General features: G+C 37.8%; 18 protein-coding genes. 12 read left to right on the top strand and 6 right to left on the bottom strand.

Translation table 11 applies throughout. The features are described 5' to 3' along the window. Positions 1-76: 76 nt before the first annotated feature. From CWD90_RS07930 to CWD90_RS22995, 12 genes are all read left to right on the top strand, one after another. Positions 77-616 (top strand): ester cyclase, encoded by a 540-nt coding sequence (locus tag CWD90_RS07930; RefSeq protein ID WP_103475404.1) that lies wholly within the window; start codon positions 77-79, stop codon positions 614-616. A 74-nt stretch (positions 617-690) separates the two neighbouring features. Next, entirely contained in the window at positions 691-1,458 is a 768-nt protein-coding gene (locus CWD90_RS07925; RefSeq protein ID WP_103475403.1) for a hypothetical protein, read from the top strand. Between the two features lie 163 nt (positions 1,459-1,621). Further along, the gene (locus CWD90_RS07920) at positions 1,622-2,428 is read left to right on the top strand and encodes a hypothetical protein (protein WP_103475402.1); all 807 of its coding nucleotides are present in this window, start codon (positions 1,622-1,624) and stop codon (positions 2,426-2,428) included. A gap of 153 nt (positions 2,429-2,581) precedes the next feature. Beyond that, complete coding sequence (locus tag CWD90_RS07915) at positions 2,582-3,016, top strand: hypothetical protein (RefSeq protein WP_103475401.1); 435 nt, start codon at positions 2,582-2,584, stop codon at positions 3,014-3,016. A 63-nt stretch (positions 3,017-3,079) separates the two neighbouring features. Beyond that, on the top strand, positions 3,080-4,000 hold the full coding sequence (locus CWD90_RS07910) for an ester cyclase (protein WP_103475400.1): 921 nt from the start codon (positions 3,080-3,082) through the stop codon (positions 3,998-4,000). Between the two features lie 62 nt (positions 4,001-4,062). After that, on the top strand, positions 4,063-4,959 hold the full coding sequence (locus CWD90_RS07905; RefSeq protein WP_103475399.1) for a dioxygenase family protein: 897 nt from the start codon (positions 4,063-4,065) through the stop codon (positions 4,957-4,959). 71 nt (positions 4,960-5,030) lie between these two features. After that, positions 5,031-5,957, top strand: coding sequence for an ester cyclase (locus tag CWD90_RS23185; RefSeq protein ID WP_192877999.1), 927 nt, complete (start codon positions 5,031-5,033; stop codon positions 5,955-5,957). A gap of 89 nt (positions 5,958-6,046) precedes the next feature. Beyond that, positions 6,047-6,592 (top strand): acyl-CoA thioesterase, encoded by a 546-nt coding sequence (locus CWD90_RS07895; RefSeq protein ID WP_103475398.1) that lies wholly within the window; start codon positions 6,047-6,049, stop codon positions 6,590-6,592. Positions 6,593-6,604: 12 nt separating this feature from the next. Continuing rightward, a complete protein-coding gene (locus tag CWD90_RS07890; RefSeq protein WP_103475397.1) occupies positions 6,605-7,642 on the top strand; it encodes a methyltransferase in 1,038 nt (345 codons plus the stop codon). Positions 7,643-7,657: 15 nt separating this feature from the next. Beyond that, positions 7,658-8,707, top strand: coding sequence for a proline iminopeptidase-family hydrolase (locus tag CWD90_RS07885; RefSeq protein ID WP_103475396.1), 1,050 nt, complete (start codon positions 7,658-7,660; stop codon positions 8,705-8,707). A gap of 17 nt (positions 8,708-8,724) precedes the next feature. Next, a complete protein-coding gene (locus CWD90_RS07880) occupies positions 8,725-10,368 on the top strand; it encodes an AMP-binding protein (protein ID WP_103475395.1) in 1,644 nt (547 codons plus the stop codon). Positions 10,369-10,505: 137 nt separating this feature from the next. Further along, on the top strand, positions 10,506-10,661 hold the full coding sequence (locus CWD90_RS22995) for a hypothetical protein (protein WP_157941176.1): 156 nt from the start codon (positions 10,506-10,508) through the stop codon (positions 10,659-10,661). 145 nt (positions 10,662-10,806) lie between these two features. Here CWD90_RS22995 and CWD90_RS07875 read toward each other — a convergent pair whose 3' ends face one another. From CWD90_RS07875 to CWD90_RS07850, 6 genes are all read right to left on the bottom strand, one after another. Continuing rightward, positions 10,807-12,246: a carbon starvation CstA family protein gene (locus tag CWD90_RS07875; protein ID WP_103475394.1), complete on the bottom strand. Its 1,440-nt coding sequence runs from the start codon at positions 12,244-12,246 to the stop codon at positions 10,807-10,809. Positions 12,247-12,302: 56 nt separating this feature from the next. Next, positions 12,303-13,415 carry a hypothetical protein gene (locus CWD90_RS07870; RefSeq protein WP_103475393.1) on the bottom strand — a complete coding sequence of 371 codons (1,113 nt, stop codon included), beginning with the start codon at positions 13,413-13,415 and terminating at the stop codon, positions 12,303-12,305. A gap of 73 nt (positions 13,416-13,488) precedes the next feature. Beyond that, positions 13,489-15,276: an FAD-dependent oxidoreductase gene (locus CWD90_RS07865; RefSeq protein WP_103475392.1), complete on the bottom strand. Its 1,788-nt coding sequence runs from the start codon at positions 15,274-15,276 to the stop codon at positions 13,489-13,491. 316 nt (positions 15,277-15,592) lie between these two features. Beyond that, positions 15,593-16,912 carry a Gfo/Idh/MocA family protein gene (locus tag CWD90_RS07860; RefSeq protein ID WP_103475391.1) on the bottom strand — a complete coding sequence of 440 codons (1,320 nt, stop codon included), beginning with the start codon at positions 16,910-16,912 and terminating at the stop codon, positions 15,593-15,595. 95 nt (positions 16,913-17,007) lie between these two features. After that, positions 17,008-17,295, bottom strand: a complete 288-nt coding sequence (yajC, locus tag CWD90_RS07855) for a preprotein translocase subunit YajC (protein ID WP_103475390.1) — start codon at positions 17,293-17,295, stop codon at positions 17,008-17,010. A 12-nt stretch (positions 17,296-17,307) separates the two neighbouring features. Next, positions 17,308-17,781: a DUF1573 domain-containing protein gene (locus CWD90_RS07850; protein ID WP_103475389.1), complete on the bottom strand. Its 474-nt coding sequence runs from the start codon at positions 17,779-17,781 to the stop codon at positions 17,308-17,310. Positions 17,782-17,823: the final 42 nt, after the last annotated feature.

Genomic DNA, 17,823 nt, shown 5'->3' with positions numbered 1-17,823 from the left:
GCCTCCGTCCTTAAAGGATTGATTATCTGCATAAAATCCGATTAATTAGTTTAAAGTAGAGCGTTATTATATCGGCATGAAATCACCAATAATACTTTTTATGTTTATGGTTATAGGTTGTATTTCTTGCAAAAACAACCAAAAACCTGTGGGTAATGACATAAAATCAGAAAACAATGGAAACCAGGTAATTCATAAAAATGCCCGTCTTGCGTTGGCTATTGGCACCTATTTAAACATTAAGGATGAGGAAGAGATTAATGGCTTGGTAACAGACAATTATATAAGAAATATGAACGGAATTCCCGTGGTTACCAATAGATCGGAATTAAAAGCAAGACTAAGCCTATATAGTACTGGATTCCCCGACCATAATATATTTACGAGCAATAGTAATGTCTGTGAAAATCAAGGATATGTAAACTGGGTCTTCACCGGAACCCATACAGGACAATTTGCAGATGTAATTGCTACGGGTAAAAAAGTTAAAATAAATGGGTTTTCACATCTCTATTTTAATGAAGAGGGTAAAATATACCAAGAAGATATTTTTTACAATGAATTGGAGTTTCTGCAACAATTGGGATACACCTTAGTAGCTCCAAATCTTAAATAGGGTACTTAATAAATGTTCCCTTCTAAAAATAAAACTAATATTAAAATCAACATTATTAACTAAACTTTAAAATTATGAGAAACTTTAAAAAATCATTTGTCATTATATTATTAGGGCTATTGACTCCTAGCCTAGCATTGGCGCAAGGTGAAAAAAACCAAGCCTATTATGTCCACGAGGACCAGGTAAAACCTTCCATGATCCAAAAATACAACGAGGTATCCAAGGATTTTATGGAAGCATGTAAAAAACATAAGCTCGAAGGGGCTAGCTGGCAAGTGGCATCCACCTCTACAGGTAGATATTTCAACATTTCACCTATAGAAAATATGGCGGAATTGGATAAGAACGTCTTTGAGCCCTTATCTGATAAAATGGGAGAGGATGCCTTTAAAGATTTGTTTAGGCGGTTTAATGAATGTTATGACAAACATGGCGATTATGTAATTTATCTAAACAAAGAACTTACCTATATGCCAGAAGGCATCAGTACTACCACTGAGGGTCAAAACTACAGAAAATGGCATTTTTTAAATGTAACTCCCAGCAATCTCCAAAATCTTAAGGGAAAACTTAAAGAGTTAAAAGCCTTATATGCAAAAAAAGGATCCAAGGAGTACTATCGTATTTACCACAATGGATTTGGCACTATGGGAGATTACTATCTCGCAGTAATTTCCGCAGTAGACGAAGAGGATCATGCCAAGAAATCTAAAGCAAATGAAGCATTATTAGGGGAGGAAGGAAAAAAACTTTTCGAAGAACTCTTTGGTTATGTACTGAAATACGAAACGGAGACAGGTGAAATGCACCCAGACCTTGCTTATAAGCCATCGAATTAAATACATAAACAGGCATGCTCTAGTAAAAAAACTATAAGGTGATACGTAGTAAGTAAATTTTCAATTTGAATTAGCAACTAAGTAAAGAAAATATACCAACCAACGCTAAAACCAGCATGCCTGCTTTTTTGACAAAAAAGTAATAACAGCAAAATCAAACATTATGAAAACAACTATTCATTGCATGGAGAAATTAGCAAAACTTATGCTGGTTTTTGTTTTTTTATTCAGTATTAAGCTGAATGCCCAAGATGACGTCAACAAGGGCATAAGTGTATATCAGTACAGACAGGTAGCACCCGATCAAATGGAAGAATTCATTTCTAGGGAAACCAAATATTGGAGTAAAGTTGCCGAAAATGCTTTATCCAAAGGGAATCTGATATTCTGGGGGCTGTTTCAGAAGGTCGGCGGTTTTGATGAGCCCAACTCTCCTAATATTTTGTTCATCAATACCTTTAAAGACATTGACGCGACAGCAAATATCTGGGATCCATCTGGGGTTTGGCCTGATGTTCCTATGGATAAAATGGAAACTTTTTCTATGAGTAAGGTAATCCATACCATATTTGTAAAACCCGAAGTATGGGTCAAGGCCAGTAATGCAATACCAGAAAAGGATTATAAATTTGTTAAAATTATTTATCACAATGCCTCTAATCCCGGGAATTTGATCGAGCTGGAAGAAAAGCATTGGGGCCCTTTTATTGGATCAGCAATGAATAGTGGCAAAACGAAACAGAAGGCCTGGGGAAATGCTAGAATACTGACCCCCTCCGGTCCCAATATGCAGGCCAACACAATTTCTTTTGACCTTTATTCCAGCTTAAAGGAAGCACTAGATCCCACTTGGGGTCCGAATGCGGTATTTCCAACAGATGGTCTTACAGAGATTGGCGAACTAGAGATTGATCAGCGCATCAGCTTTGTCTACCGGATTGTAAAAGTAGTAGCGCCATCAGGGCAGTAGCATCACCTTCAAACAGCTTTATAAGTTTTAAATAAATGTTTGAATTAGTATCAATACAATTTCGATGTGAAGTTCACTTCAAATTATATCTCTAAGGGAAAATAAATGTACAATTTGACTAACAATCAATTAATAACAGAAACTCTAAAATCTATGAAATCACTAAAATCAATTATTGGGACACTAATAGTAATGGCCTTTTTTATTCCCACTACTGGAGCAGCACAAGAGGGGCATTATTATACTGTAACCACCTGGAAACTAAGTATACCTGAAAATGGATCTCGGGCAGAGCTCAATGCCCATTTAAAAGAATTTTCTGAAAAAATAACCTTCAAAAACGATAAGGTTATCAGTGAAAAAGTGTTCCACCATATATCGGGTGCCGACTTACGCGATTTGGTTGTAATTAGTGAGTATGCCAATTGGAACGATATAGAAGCCGCATCCAATAAGCAGAATGAATTGATGAAAACTGCATGGCCCAAGGAAGAAGACCGCTTGGCATTTATTAAGTCGTGGAGTAAATACGTGGTAACCCATTCCGACGAGATATATCAAGAAAATCCGGAATTAACCAAAAAATAGTTTTGGCACAAAACCTGACGGGAGCTTTAATCCCGTCAGGTCCAAACAAAAAATGAAAGCATCATGAAAAAATTACTAATTATTGGGCTCGCAATAGCTTTTATAACGGCCTGTCAAGAAAAAAAACCGGAACGTTACACACAAAGTTCACCGGAAATCAATACAGTAAAGAAATTAATCGACAATTACAATAATAAAACATATGACTCCAGTATCTATGCCGATACCTCGAAGACTTATTATAATTCAAAAGAATCTCCCTTAACGCCCGAGGAGGCCTTGGCTTTTCATAAACAAACGGAATTGACCTACTCTCAAAGGAGTTTCCTTGATAAAGACCAAGAATATGAAATGGTGCTCACGGATGATGGGGAGACATGGGTAAATTGTTGGTTAGACTGGCAAGGCACACTTGCAGGTAATGGTCAAGTGGTGAATATCCCTATACATCTAACATTTCGTTTCGCAGATGGTAAAATTGTTCGAGAAGTTGGGATGTGGGATCCCACGGAAGTGGTTCTGGCCGTTCAGGAAATGGAAATGAAAAACAGCATGTCTGCCGATGAAAAAGCTATTCAGGCTACTATGGACAATGTCATCAAAGCATGGAATACAAATGATAAGGAATTAATGTATGGTAATTTGGCTAAAAATGTCACAAGAACGGCCAACGGGGTCACCATCGCCAAAAAACAATCGGATTATGGCGACTTTATGGGAGTCTATCACATTGCCTTTCCTGACTTTAAGGTAAGCCTGGACAAAACGGTAATATCCGGCAACAAGGCCTATATAAACTGGACATGTACTGGCACCAATAAAGGAGAATTCATGGGAAATGCACCTACCAACAAAAAAATTAAAACCCAAGGAATTAGTGTCTGGCTTTTCGACACCTCTGGAAAAGCCGTTCGTGAAGATGCCTTTTATGACAACCTAGTAGTTTACGAACAGTTAGGATATACCATGCCAGCTCTTAAGTAATGATAATCTAAATGTTCTGAATCAATTTACATAATAGTTAAAATTATTAAATCAACTATAAAATGGAAAGAAGAACTTTTGTCAATAATACGGCTCTGTTTGCCATTGCAATAAGTACCTCTGGTTTTGTTCGGTTTGATGGGCATAGTTATGTAGGAGATTGCGAAACGACAACCGATATATTGGGTCCGTTTTATAGACCCAATAGTCCACTGCGCAATAGTCTATCCATTAAAGGTGAAATGGGAGATTCTATTGAACTCATTGGGAAAATAAACCATAACGACTGTACGACCCCCTACCCTAAGGCCAAAATAGAACTATGGCATTGCGATGCACGGGGTGTTTACGATAACACCTCCCAGGATTATCGTTATCGTGGCACTACCTATTCCGATTCAAATGGCAATTATAACTTCAATACCATTCTACCGGTACCTTATGACGTGGGTGATGGAACTATTCGGCCCGCGCATTTTCATATGATGATATCTGCAACCGGCTATCAACCCTTGGTAACACAACTCTATTTTATTGGTGATGACTATTTAGACAAAGACGAATCCGCTTCTTCCCCAACTGCAAAAAAAAGGATTTTGAGTGTGGAACGCTTGAACAATGGCAGCAAAAAAGTTGTCTTTGACGTAAATATGTCACAAAACCTAAGTCCCGAATCGGCTGCTATTGACAAATTGGTTGGCGTTTATACCGACGATAAAAAGCTTCTAAAAAAAGTCTTCTTTAATAAGGACAATGCTCTTTGGATGAAAAACGAGCTGTATGGTGTCAATTTCAATTATTTGGGAGACAATACCTTTACCCTTCCCGGTATTGACACAAAACGTAAGTTGAGCTATCATTTTGAAATTTTATCCTTAAACACCACTAGATTGACCATTTCCGAATTAAACGAAAATGGGAAAAAGAAGATTCGAGTATTAACTAAAGAAAAAATATAAACTATAGTGGCCTAGTCTGTTTAATATACATGGTAAACCAGATAATCCTACAACCCTTAAACTAAACCATTATGATTTCAAAAAATAAACAAAAACCCAACATAATTGGTAATAACACAATTACTAACACTATTCTATTGGTGTTAGTAATTCTATTTATTTCCGCTCCGGGAATTGCTCAAAAAAGCAACATCAAAAAGGACATTAAAATGTATTCCCAGGTATGGGACGAAATTATTAATCAAGGAAAAATTGACGAAATCAACAACAAGAATTTTGACACCAACATAACCCTCATTTCCACTCCCGAAAATATTATAGGCATTGAAGGGTTTAAGGCCTACTATCAAAATTACCTTACCGGATTTTCTGAGGTCAACTTCACTATCATGGATGTCTTCGGGCAGGGCGATAAAATTGTAAAATATTGGAATTTTAAGGGAACCCATACCGATGATTTTTTTGGAATTCCGCCAACGGGAAAAAGCGTAAACGTGGATGGAGTAACTCTGGTGAAAATGAAAAATGGCAAGATAGCCCAAGAACAAGATTTTATGGACAATATGGTGTTCCTGCAACAGTTGGGTTTGCTTTCCAACCCTGATAATGAGAATATTATCGACGGTCTTTACAAAGCCTTCGCTGTGGGCGACATTCCTACCGTACTAGCTGCAATGGATGCCAATATTGTTTGGAACGAGGCCGAAGGCAATGAACTTGCGGACGGAAATCCCTATAAAGGACCGGATGCCGTAGTCAATGGGGTCTTTGCGCGCCTAGGAGCGGAACATGAATACTTTAACCTTACGGATATTGAGCTTCACGAAATGAGTAATAACCAAGTGCTGGCTACCCTGAGATACAATGCCAAATTAAAGACAAATGGAGCTCTTATAGATGCACAGGCGGCCCATCTTTGGACGCTTCATGACGGAAAGGTGATTGCTTTTCAGCAATATGTGGATACTAAACAACTTAATGATGCAGTCTATAAATAGAAAAAACAAGGATAAACGGGAATGTCGAAAACCAAGCAACGTTGGCCGATAAAAATAAACTTATATAATCGAAAATCAACAAATTTTTAATGGTCTATTATTGGTTACAGCTACTATACATTTTTATAGGTTCCAAATTATTTTGGAAGGAAGTTGATCTGACATCTAATCAAACTAGAAAACAAAGGGTTAGTATTTTAGATTGCGACACCTTCAGATATATGTCCAATGCCAAGTACGCTTATTACATGGACTTCATTCGATTTGAGAAAATGTTTCGCTCAAAACTATTTGAGAATACTGTAAAAAAAGGGATGTATGCGGTATTAGGGTCTCAAAAAATTATCTACAAAAAACCATTAAAAATGTGGTCAACTTTCAAAATCACCCTTATCCTGGAAGGATGGGATGACAAATGGGTCTATCACAGTCAGGTTTTTGAACAAAATAACCAAGTGTGTGCCATTGGCTATACAAAAGCCGCTTTTTGGAAAGACAAGAAGGCACAGGATTTAAAAATGATATTCAAAAATTGTGGTGTCACAGTTGATGAATTGAAAATTTCAGCAGAAATACATGACATATTTAGTAGTGATTACCAACTTTTAAAAAATACAACTGACATATTAATCTAAATACTTTGTAACATGGAAACAGCAGAAAAGATAACATTGGACCCTTCAAAAATTATGCAGGTCGGTACCGGATTTTTTGGCACCAAAACCTTGCTTACAGCAGTAAATATGGACCTTTTTACCATTTTGGCGAAACGGGAATTATCTGGTAAAGACATTCAATCCAGGCTAAGTTTGCACTCTCGAAGCCTATATGATTTTTTGGATGCCTTGGTAGCGATGGGCTTTTTGAAAAGAAAGGGATTAAAAGAAAGTGCTCTTTACGGTAATGCAGAGGATGCCGATTTCTTTCTGGACAAGAACAAACCTACCTACATAGGTGGAATTTTGGAAATGTGCAACAACCGTTTGTACCCCTTTTGGAACAATTTGGAGGATGGACTAAAAACGGGCTTGCCGCAAAATGAAACCAAAAATGGTGGAAAACCCATTTTTGAAGCGGTTTATGCAGATCCAAAAAAACTTCGGGAATTTGTTGGAGCAATGGCCGGGGTACAAATGGGAAATTTTATAGAATTTGCCAAGGCATTTAATTTTTCGAATTACAAAACCCTTTGCGATATTGGTGGGGCGGGAGGATTTTTAGCGGCTCACGTAGCCATGAACAATCAACATATGCAATGTACATCCATGGATCTGCCCCAGGTAGAGCCCATTGCAAAGGAAAACGTCCAGAATATGGGTTTAAAGGATAAGGTGAAAATCACATCAGGAGATTTTTTTACTGATGATTTTCCAAAATCGGATATCATTACCATGGGTAACATTTTACATGACTGGGGTACCAAGGATAAAAAGGCCCTTATAAAAAAAGCATATGATGCCCTACCTAAAGGAGGTGCCTTTGTTGTAATCGAAAATATTATAGATAATGAAAGAAGTAAAAATGCCTTTGGGCTTTTGATGTCCCTGAACATGCTTATTGAGACGGCTGAAGGTTATGACTTCTCTGCTTCCGATTTTAATAAAATGGCCCTGGAGGCAGGATTTAAATCAACTTCATTAATGCCGTTGAAAGGTCCAACAAGTGCGGCGATAGCTATAAAATAAAAATACGTTGTAGTTATGAGAACAGTATTTTTAATCACGAACATTTTTCTTGTTTTTTTAGTTTCCTGTGCGGAAAAACAAGAATCAAAAATGGAAACGGAGCCCACATCCACCTATATGGATTACTCCAATAGCGAAGATCAATTTACAGGCGGAATCAATATGATAGCCATCAATACCCCTAAAGGAATTTTTAAGGTATGGACTAAACGGGTAGGCAACAATCCCAAAATGAAGGTGTTATTACTTCATGGGGGTCCAGGTGGTACACACGAATTTTTTGAATGTTTTGATGGTTATTTACCAAAAGAAGAAATTGAATATATTTATTACGATCAATTGGACTCCTATTACAGTGACAAACCAAATGATTCCACTCTTTGGACCACAGATCATTTTGTTGAGGAAGTGGAGCAAGTTCGAAAAGCACTAAACCTTAATAAAGACAACTTTTACCTTCTTGGGCAATCTTGGGGCGGTATTTTGGCGATGGAGTACGCCTTGAAATATCAAGATAATTTAAAAGGACTTATTATTTCCAATATGATGGCCAGCATACCAGAATATGAGAAATATGCTGCTGAAGTGCTGGGGCCACAATTACCTCCTGAGGTCTATAAGGAAATAAAGGCAATGGAGGCCAATGATGATTTTATGAATCCCAAATATTCGGAACTCGTAATGCAACATTACTATACCGAACACTTTTTAAGATTGCCTATGAATAAATGGCCAGAATCCATTAATCGCGCAATGGCCCACCTCAACCCCAATATTTATGTTTTTATGCAAGGTTATAGTGAATTTGGGGTTACCGGCAATGCCTCTTTAAAGGGCTGGGATGTCTCCGAGAGATTAAAAACCATTACAGTTCCTACCTTGGTTATCGGTGCCACACATGATACCATGGATCCGAAATACATGGAATGGATGTCCCAAGAACTACCAAAGGGCAGATTTTTATTATGCCCAAATGGCAGCCATTTATCGCAATACGATGACCAAAAGACCTATTTCACTGGATTGATCAAATTCATTAAAGACGTTGACGACAATAATTTTTAATCTAAAAAAATACCGTCATGAATAATTTCAGTTCTTCAATAGAGGCTTTTCTTTATTGGGAAAAGGAAACACCAAGTAAGCCGTTCTTGATTCAGAATTTTGAGAGCCATCAAAAGAGCATTTCATATTCCGATGCTGGGATTGAAATGAGAAAATTGGCTTCGTATTTATTGAAACTAGGACTACCTAACAAAAGTCATATTGCCTTGCTTTCCAAAAATTGCCCCCACTGGATTATGGCGGATTTGGCCATATCCATGGCAGGATTTATTTCCATTCCCATCTACCCAACATTGACCTCCGAAGGGATAAATCAAATATTAACACATAGTGAATCCAAAGCCATTATTATTGGGAAACTGGACGATTTTGCATCCCAAAAAACAGGCATTCCCAATATCCCCATAATTAGTGTAAAAGCATTTGGAGCTAATACCGGATTATATTGGGAAGACATTTTGAACCAGGAATTGGAGTTGATGGATTTGTGTATACCGAAAAGCGATGATCTACGGACAATTATATATACCTCTGGAACTACGGGACAACCAAAAGGAGTAATGCATACTTCAGGGAATTTCACCAATAGTTCAAGTACATTTACCCAGGTCATAAACCTCCCAAAGAATCCCAAATTTTTTTCTTATTTGCCTTTGGCACATGTTGCGGAACGTGCTTTTTGCAATGGAATACTTTTTTATGGCGGCCAGATAACCTTTCCTTATTCTTTGGAAACATTCGCCGAGAATTTAGAAAAATTACAACCGGATATTTTCTTTGGCGTACCTAGAATTTGGACCAAATTTCAAGAAAAAATTTTGGAAAGTCTTCCACAAAGGAAATTATCCTTACTATTATCCATCCCATTCGTAAACAAATCAATAAAGAAAAAAATCCAGACCAAATTGGGATTGTCCAACGCATCATTCATTGCCTCGGCGGCTGCACCCATTGCTAGTAGTTTGGTTAAATGGTATAATACTATTGGCATCACTATTCAACAAGCCTATGGTATGACGGAGGATTGTTGTATTTCACATACCAATTTATCCGGTCAAAGTAAAATAGGTACTGTAGGCAAAGCACTGGAAGGGGTGAAAATTAAATTCTCTGAGGAAGGTGAAATTTTAATTTTAAACAATTGTCTTTTTAAGGGTTATTACAAAGCACCGGAAATAACAGCGGAAGTTTTTGATGTGTATGGATATTTTAAAACCGGGGATATCGGCGAATACGATCATGAAGGTTATTTAACAATCACAGGAAGAGTGAAAGATCAATTTAAAACCGATAAAGGAAAATACATATCCCCAGCTCCTATAGAACTTCAAATTTCAAAGAATACCGATATTGAACAGATCTGCGTCGTTGGCACAGGTATACCTCAGCCTATTGCGCTAGTTACCGTCTCATCTTTAGGAAAGTCCAAATCCAAAGATGATCTAAGTAAAAGTTTACATCAAACCATTTTAGACATTAATCCAAGTCTGCAAAAACATGAGAAAATATCCAAAGTTGTAGTTATGGAAGAGGAATGGAACGTTGCCAATGGATTTTCCACTCCAACATTAAAAATAAAGAGAAATAGTTTGGAAAGGGTATTCCAGCCCTTGTACAAAACATGGTTTGAAGCTGACCAAAACGTGATTTTTAAATCCTAATAATATTCCAGGCGTATGGCCCAACTCTATAAAGAATCCGGAGGTAGTTGGTATATTTAAGCAAGTTAAAACTACATCTGCAATTATTACCCAGTTATAATGTGCTCTAATAATCAACCAAAAACAACATTATATTTATGCAACCAAAAACCAACCGAATAGAATCCATTGATATATTAAGAGGTTTGGTCATGGTTATTATGGCCCTAGACCATGTTAGGGACTATTTTAATTATGGTTCATTTTTTATTGACCCCACAGATGTGGATATGCCCTTTGGATTGTTTATTTAATATGGATCGGATTAATACTTGCACTATATCCCTTATACAAAAAGTACATGATCTATAAGCTTAATAATCGTGATAAATGGTGGCTGAGTTATTTGTAAGGAGTATTTATTGCCCGTCTTCAAAAGAAGTATATGAGAAATAATTCTTATATCCCTACAAAGACTTTTTTCTTTTGGGAGGTATAAACCCAAAATGCGATAGTGATGGTCAATGTTATTAGAGTTCCACCTATATAGGAGATTTCATTGGATAGTTGGAATCCTTCCGGGGCTATTAAAATATAGGTACTACATACCATGGTCATAAAAATGGCTGGCAATAGGGTTACCCAGTAGGCCTTGTTTTCATAGATTAAATATGCCGTTATGGTCCAAAGCACGATCATGGCCAAGGTTTGGTTACTCCATGCAAAATAGCGCCATATAATTCCAAAGTCTATCTGTGTTAGTGCGAAGGCGATGATGAACAAGGGTAGGCTAATAAGAAGCCTATTGATTATTTTTTTTTGGTTCGACTTAAAGATATCCGATAATATTAGGCGTGCCGACCTAAATGCGGTATCTCCCGAAGTAATTGGGGCAGCAACTATTCCCAATAAGGCCAGTATGCCGCCGAACTTACCCAACATATTAAGCGATATTTCATTGGCTGCCCAGGCAGCGTTATTGTTATTAGCTAACATTGCTCCATTTAATTCTTCCACATTTCCAAAAAAGGTCATGGCAGCAGCAGCCCAAATTAAGGCCACGATTCCCTCCGTTACCATGGTTCCGTAAAATATCTTTCTTCCAAGGGTTTCGTTTTTCATACAGCGTGCCATTAATGGAGACTGGGTAGCATGGAATCCTGAAATGGCACCACATGCAATAGTTATAAATAAAATTGGAAACAATGGTGTTGCCTCGGGGTCATTGGTCATATTTCTTAAATTACTCGGTACCAATTCAGGAATATTATAATCTCCAAAAAAGAGAGCAATAAGCAACCCAATGGCCATAAGCAGCATAGCTACCCCAAATATTGGGTAGAGCTTACTTATTAATTTATCTATAGGCAGTAATGTGGAAAGAATGTAGTAAACCAAAATAATGGCCACCCAAATCCACACACTCCAGATATTCCCCGTCATACCATCAATTATTTTTGCGGGTCCTACCAAAAAAACAGTTCCAACAAATATCAAAAGGACTACCGAAAAAAAGCGCATAAATTGTTTTGCGGTGGTTCCAAGATATATTCCCACCACTTCACTGATGCTCAACCCATCATGCCTTATAGATAACATTCCGGAAAAATAGTCGTGCACAGCACCTGCAAAAATACTTCCCAATACAATCCATAAAAAGGCGGCCGGTCCAAACATCGCTCCAGCTATTGCACCAAAAATTGGTCCCAATCCCGCTATGTTTAAAAATTGAATCAAAAATACCTTCCAGGTGGGCAATGTCATAAAATCTACATTATCCCTAAGGCGTACTGCCGGGGTTTCCCTATCCTTATCCACACCAAAAATCCGTTCCACAAATTTTCCGTAAGTAAAATAGCCTAGTATTAAAGCTCCAATCGATAATAAGAATGATATCATTTAAATAATGTTATAATTTTGATTCTTTTTTAACTCTACTTACACTTTTCTATTTATTACAAGGTCTCCAAAAATTCGGCTACAATATAAGCGTATGTATGCTTACCCGAATTTACAAAAATCAATAAATTGGCATTAATTTCAGAATTGGTCTTCACCTTATTTTTAATGGCCGCTAGGAATAATTTGAGTTGATTTTTAGTCATTATCTCCAAATTACCGCTCAATAAGACCAATACCTCAACCGGCGCCTGCTGAACATGATTTAGCAATAAACTTCTGTTGTTGATATCCACAGTAGCAAAATTATCCCAAAATAGGATTTGTAGGCTATCGGTTTCCCAGAACAATTTAGGAAGATTTTGGACAATATAGGTACGTACCAAGGGAATACCTTCTTTGAAAATCTGAACTATCCGGTCCTTGTAGTCAATATACTCCTCATCGTTAAGAGTCTTTAGCGCATACATTTGATAATCCTGTACATTACTCATTAACATAAACCGTTTCAATTTATTGTCATACATGGAGGTAGTATATTCCTGCAGTTCACCATTAATGGGACCGTGGGCAATATGCCAAGCTACATAACAAGAATAGAGCGCCCCGTCTACCACAGATTCCTTTACCTCGGTTATGGTGGCTCCCGCTTTGGCGTCTGCACCATCAAGCTCAGACTCCTCTGGTTTCTCCACCAACTCATTAATTTTTTTTCTTTTCAGGATCGAATTATCATCCATTAATAAATAGTGTAATTTCTCATAATCCTGGCCCAAGAATTCCTCATGATCATGTTTCGTCAATGTCTGGCCCTCCACCTTATCATAACCAACATATGCACCCAATAAATTCCAATAAAGTGTAAGGTACATTAGCCTACATTCGCCATCTGCACAGACCGGAGTACAAATATCAGCTGTATAAAGTACAGGTCTATTCTGCTCGTTAACAAGGAGATCAACATTTTGATTGCCTATAGTCTCTACCTTTATAAAAAATGGTGTTGTTTTATTTTTTAATACCAATCCTTCTTGCCATTCCAATGCAAAGAACTCCGGTTTTTTGCTCAACGTTTTATTTTGGGAAACACTAGTATTGATCAACTCTATTTTCTGAGTCCATACCAATCCAAATCCACAAAATAGTATTGTCGCAATTATTATTTTCATGAAGATTTACTTACTCCTTTCATATATCTAAACTAGATTTAGAGACTTCCTAGATGGATGAATACCCAACAAACTATTTCTTGGAATCTGGAATAGGTGTATATTTTTGTTTTTCGATAAGATTCATATATTCCTCCAAATACCCAGAATAAATATCTCTGGGGTCAACATCGTACTTTTTACAAAGTGAGGCCGCAAAGCCTACAGCCGCCCCCATTTGCCCCGTAGTTCTCATTACCCTTGGTCCGCCCAGACCAACATGTGAGGTACTGAAGTTCCTGCCGGCCATAAATAAATTGCTAATATTTTTTGAATACAAACTTCGGTAAGGGATATAATATTTAGGCGTCTTGTAAAAAAGTGCCTCAGAAATAAAGTCAGGATTTTTCTCATCCTCCAACACCGTCTGATAATGAACATCCACTTCCCTAGTTTCCTCAACTACGCCATCGGGAAAAGTGCGGCCAGATTTAGCATCATTCAAGGTAAATATATAATCCCCGACCAATCTTCTGGATTCCCGTTTACCAACTAGATAAGATACCCATTCCAATTTTCGATTGGCATTTTCCGGTATCTTTTTTGCATTACCGAATGAACCATAAATAGCCCTTAGCATATGATCGCGAATTTCCTCGGCATCGTCTATTTGATTAAGATCATTACGGCTAAACTCCCACTGCCATTCTCCCTTGACTTTGGCATAATCTCTAGCCACTGGCATTGCCCAAGGCACTTCAGGAAAGTCTTCCTTATGGTCCGCTTCAAAGGAACGCCACAGCACCGAAGATCCCATTACAGCATTGTCGGGTTGCTTTGGACTCCATAATTCCCCATGCTCTTTCCATTCTTCCCCATATTGATCTACACTTTCCCGTCCATAAGAAAATTCTGCACCGGCCCAAAAACCTATCCAACCATCACCGGTTGAATCTACAAAAAGTGGCGCCTCAAAACGAATGCGCTCGGAGGTTGCAGTTTGTCGCGCATCTACATAGCTGATCTTATTTTCAACAGCTTTTGCATCATACGCCCTCCAATTTAAAAAGAGGGAAATATTCTCATAACTTTTCACATTGTTATCCCTTTTTATTTGGTCTTTATGTGCTTCGGGAGATCCATTGGGATAATGTTCGGTATCCAACTTTTTAAGAATCCTTTCAAAATTTCCGTATATACCCAAGGTATGTACCCTAATTTCGCTACTGGCATTACCTCCCAAAACAGGTCGGTCATGAATTAACGCAACCTGAAGCCCTTGTTCTGCGGCCGCTATAGCCGCTGCGCAACCAGCAATTCCTCCTCCTACAACAACTAGGTCATACTTCTTGGTAACTTTGGGTGCCAAGGGCTCCATAACTACAGTTTTCCTCCAAGTAGCCAACTTTTTCATAGATGAAGGCGGTTCAACGTCAGAAGTAGTAAAATAGATGGCATCACAACGGCCATTAAAACCTGTAAGATCTACAAGTTCCAAAGTATTCTTTACATTCTTTATCTGAACAGCTCCAGCATATTCCCAACCCCAGCCAGAACGGAGGCCAAGGGTATTTCCCAACACCAAATCATTTACTTTTATCTGAAATTTTCCCGGTGCTTCCCAATCTCCCGGTACCCAATTTTTGGTTCGTACCCAAACTTTATAGTCACCATTTTTTTTGAAAATTACCTGGGTTCGTGCATTTTCTACAGCTACGCCCATACCGTGAGCTTGAAGATAGGAAGACCCCATTTGTTCAATAAATTGGGGATCCACGACCCACCCCCCTTTATCATCAAAACTTTCCGCTTCCAGCAACAACTCCTGTGATTTAGCTATATTCAAACTAAAGAAGCATAAAATCACAATCAAATATTTCATAAGTATTTATTTTATTAAGTTTTTAAAACAAAGGTTTGGTTGATGTGGAATTTAAATTAAGAACTCAATTATATTATCTCCGCAAAATATACATTATTTTACTTATTCTCTAACCTTGCGGACGCCTTTCTGTTTATAATGGAGAAACCCTATTAGAACTCACTTAAAAGTGAACTAGAAAATTGATGGGAACAAAAACCAAATTGAAATGCGCTATTTGCTCGATATAACAAAATGTTGCAACATAAACTACTTAGCAATTCAAAACCCAACTCACATCACTAAGCTACTGAAAATGATAATTTTGATGTTTTTACTAACCTTTTGGCAACTCCCAACCATTATGGTAATGCGCATTTATGAATGCATTGGAACTATCATCAGAAAATTGGCCCAAAGAATTGTCCCAATAAATTCTGTTGCCCGTTTTAAAAGCTATGTTTCCCATATGGCAAACCAAAGCAGCATCATACCCAACTTTTAAAGGCGCTTTTAGTTTGGAAGCGTCACGGGATTTTACTGCCTCAATAAAATTTAATGTGTGATTGTCCAGACCGTTTCCTTGGTTTTGTTGCAAAGGTATACTTTGCATTTTATCCTTTTCGGCGATTACTTCCCATCCCTTACGGTCCAAAACCAGGGTGCCATTATTACCGATAAAGGAAATACCATGATCTCGGCCGTAATTACCATTATCTATCCCTGTAGCATGTTCCCATAAGATGGAAAAACCATCATACTCATAGACGGTCTGCAATGTATCCGGTGTTTCTGAAGCATCATTGGGATAAGCGAACTTACCGCCCAACGCCATTACCGATTTTGGCGTATTGGCCTTCATTCCATATAGGGCATAATCCATAAGATGCACTCCCCAATCCGTCATTAATCCCCCTGCATAATCCCAATACCACCTGAAATTAAAATGGAACCTATTGGCATTAAAAGGTTTCTTGGGAGCAGGTCCCAACCACATATCATAATCCACACCAGCAGGTGTAGCGGTATCTGGCAAAACAGGAATAGCTCCCATCCAACCCTGATAGGCCCATGCTTTTGCTAGGCGAATTTCCCCCAATTTTCCGGAATGGACAAAATCTATGGCATCTACAAAATGGGGCTGACTCCTTTGCCACTGCCCTATTTGCACCATTCGATCACTTGCCTGCACGGAATTTAGCATAAGGTTACATTCCTCAATGGAATTGGCCAAGGGTTTTTCACAATACACGTCTTTATCCGCCTTTACCGCATCTGAAAGCTGTAGACAATGCCAATGATCTGGTGTACCTATAATTACCACATCAACATCTTTATCTCCCAATAATTCCCTATAGTCCTTATATAACTTCGGCTTTTTTATTCCGGCCTTTTCTAAATCGGCAGTTCTCTTTCTTAACACTCCATCATCCACGTCGCATAGAGCTACAACCTGAATTTCACTCATCTTAAGCATGGAACTTAAATCGTGAAAGCCCATCCCATTGCAACCGATCAATCCCACCCCTATTTTGTCGTTTGGACTTATATTCCTTCTAATAGCGGCCAATAAGTCCATTGGAATTAAAAATGCTGCTCCAGTGCCCATTGCCAATAGGGAACTCTTTTTTATGAATTTGCGTCTATTCTGTATCATGGTAATATGAAGTATATAAACCCTTAATGTACAAAATATTATAACAAAAAAGCACCAACTTTTGGTTGGTGCTCCTAATACTATTCAAGAAGAAATTATTTCTTTTCGGGTTCGTTCAATTTTTTACTCATTTCCATGGAAATAGAGGAACGATCAAATTTTATTTTTCCGGCCATAGTTTCGATTATGCAGGAAAAATCATTGTCACTTAATTCGAATATTTTTCCGTGCATACCACTTTTGGTAACCACTTTATCTCCTCTTTTTAACTCCTCTGTAAATTTCTTCTCTTGCTTTTGACGTTTTCTTTGCGGGGCTATCATAAAAAAATAAACCACTACAAACATCAATATAAGCGGAAGATATGGATATTGTTCTAACATAATTTAATCTAATTATTTAACAGGACCTACAGGACCTGCTCCTTTAGGAGTTACAAATGCTTTAATTGTAAGAGTTTCCGTTCCTTTGCTAGTGTTGGCAGTAACGGTAATATTTTTGGTAATCTGATTTTGCCCAGAGCCATTGAACTTAACCAACATTTCACCTTTTTCACCTGGTGCAATTGGAGTATTCTTTGGAAATTCTGGAATAGTACATCCACAGCTACTTTTTGCGTCGGTAATAATCAATGGAGCATCACCAGTATTTGTAAAAGTAAAAATAGTTTCTTGTGGTGCGTTTTGATCGATCGATCCAAAATCATGTTCTACTTTATCGAACTCCATTACTGGAAGACTTTTTGAGGCTGCATCTCTTTCAGCAGCAACTTCTACATTGGAGGCTTCGATTTTACTGGAGGCTTTTTCTTTACACGAAAAAAGCACAAGTACAGAAAAAACACTTAAGGTTAAGAATAATCTTTTCATCTGTTTATATTTAATTGTTTTTAAAAGTCAGAAGTAATTCGC

The sequence above is a fragment of the Arenibacter catalasegens genome, from assembly GCF_002909235.1.
GTDB lineage: Bacteria > Bacteroidota > Bacteroidia > Flavobacteriales > Flavobacteriaceae > Arenibacter > Arenibacter catalasegens.
Note: the sequence above shows the minus strand (reverse complement) of the source record. Positions and strands in the feature narration are given on the sequence as shown.

What these genes read in the sequence shown, in the direction of transcription:
- CWD90_RS07905 (WP_103475399.1), top strand. Translation starts at nt 4,063, where the DNA reads ATGGAAAGAAGAACTTTTGTCAATAATACGGCTCTGTTTGCCATTGCA.
- CWD90_RS07870 (WP_103475393.1), bottom strand. Translation starts at nt 13,415, where the DNA reads ATGAAAATAATAATTGCGACAATACTATTTTGTGGATTTGGATTGGTA.
- CWD90_RS07895 (WP_103475398.1), top strand. Translation starts at nt 6,047, where the DNA reads ATGGTCTATTATTGGTTACAGCTACTATACATTTTTATAGGTTCCAAA.
- CWD90_RS07885 (WP_103475396.1), top strand. Translation starts at nt 7,658, where the DNA reads ATGAGAACAGTATTTTTAATCACGAACATTTTTCTTGTTTTTTTAGTT.
- CWD90_RS23185 (WP_192877999.1), top strand. Translation starts at nt 5,031, where the DNA reads ATGATTTCAAAAAATAAACAAAAACCCAACATAATTGGTAATAACACA.
- CWD90_RS07920 (WP_103475402.1), top strand. Translation starts at nt 1,622, where the DNA reads ATGAAAACAACTATTCATTGCATGGAGAAATTAGCAAAACTTATGCTG.
- CWD90_RS22995 (WP_157941176.1), top strand. Translation starts at nt 10,506, where the DNA reads ATGCAACCAAAAACCAACCGAATAGAATCCATTGATATATTAAGAGGT.
- CWD90_RS07930 (WP_103475404.1), top strand. Translation starts at nt 77, where the DNA reads ATGAAATCACCAATAATACTTTTTATGTTTATGGTTATAGGTTGTATT.
- CWD90_RS07865 (WP_103475392.1), bottom strand. Translation starts at nt 15,276, where the DNA reads ATGAAATATTTGATTGTGATTTTATGCTTCTTTAGTTTGAATATAGCT.
- CWD90_RS07915 (WP_103475401.1), top strand. Translation starts at nt 2,582, where the DNA reads ATGAAATCACTAAAATCAATTATTGGGACACTAATAGTAATGGCCTTT.
- CWD90_RS07860 (WP_103475391.1), bottom strand. Translation starts at nt 16,912, where the DNA reads ATGATACAGAATAGACGCAAATTCATAAAAAAGAGTTCCCTATTGGCA.
- CWD90_RS07890 (WP_103475397.1), top strand. Translation starts at nt 6,605, where the DNA reads ATGGAAACAGCAGAAAAGATAACATTGGACCCTTCAAAAATTATGCAG.
- yajC (WP_103475390.1), bottom strand. Translation starts at nt 17,295, where the DNA reads ATGTTAGAACAATATCCATATCTTCCGCTTATATTGATGTTTGTAGTG.
- CWD90_RS07910 (WP_103475400.1), top strand. Translation starts at nt 3,080, where the DNA reads ATGAAAAAATTACTAATTATTGGGCTCGCAATAGCTTTTATAACGGCC.
- CWD90_RS07875 (WP_103475394.1), bottom strand. Translation starts at nt 12,246, where the DNA reads ATGATATCATTCTTATTATCGATTGGAGCTTTAATACTAGGCTATTTT.
- CWD90_RS07880 (WP_103475395.1), top strand. Translation starts at nt 8,725, where the DNA reads ATGAATAATTTCAGTTCTTCAATAGAGGCTTTTCTTTATTGGGAAAAG.
- CWD90_RS07925 (WP_103475403.1), top strand. Translation starts at nt 691, where the DNA reads ATGAGAAACTTTAAAAAATCATTTGTCATTATATTATTAGGGCTATTG.
- CWD90_RS07850 (WP_103475389.1), bottom strand. Translation starts at nt 17,781, where the DNA reads ATGAAAAGATTATTCTTAACCTTAAGTGTTTTTTCTGTACTTGTGCTT.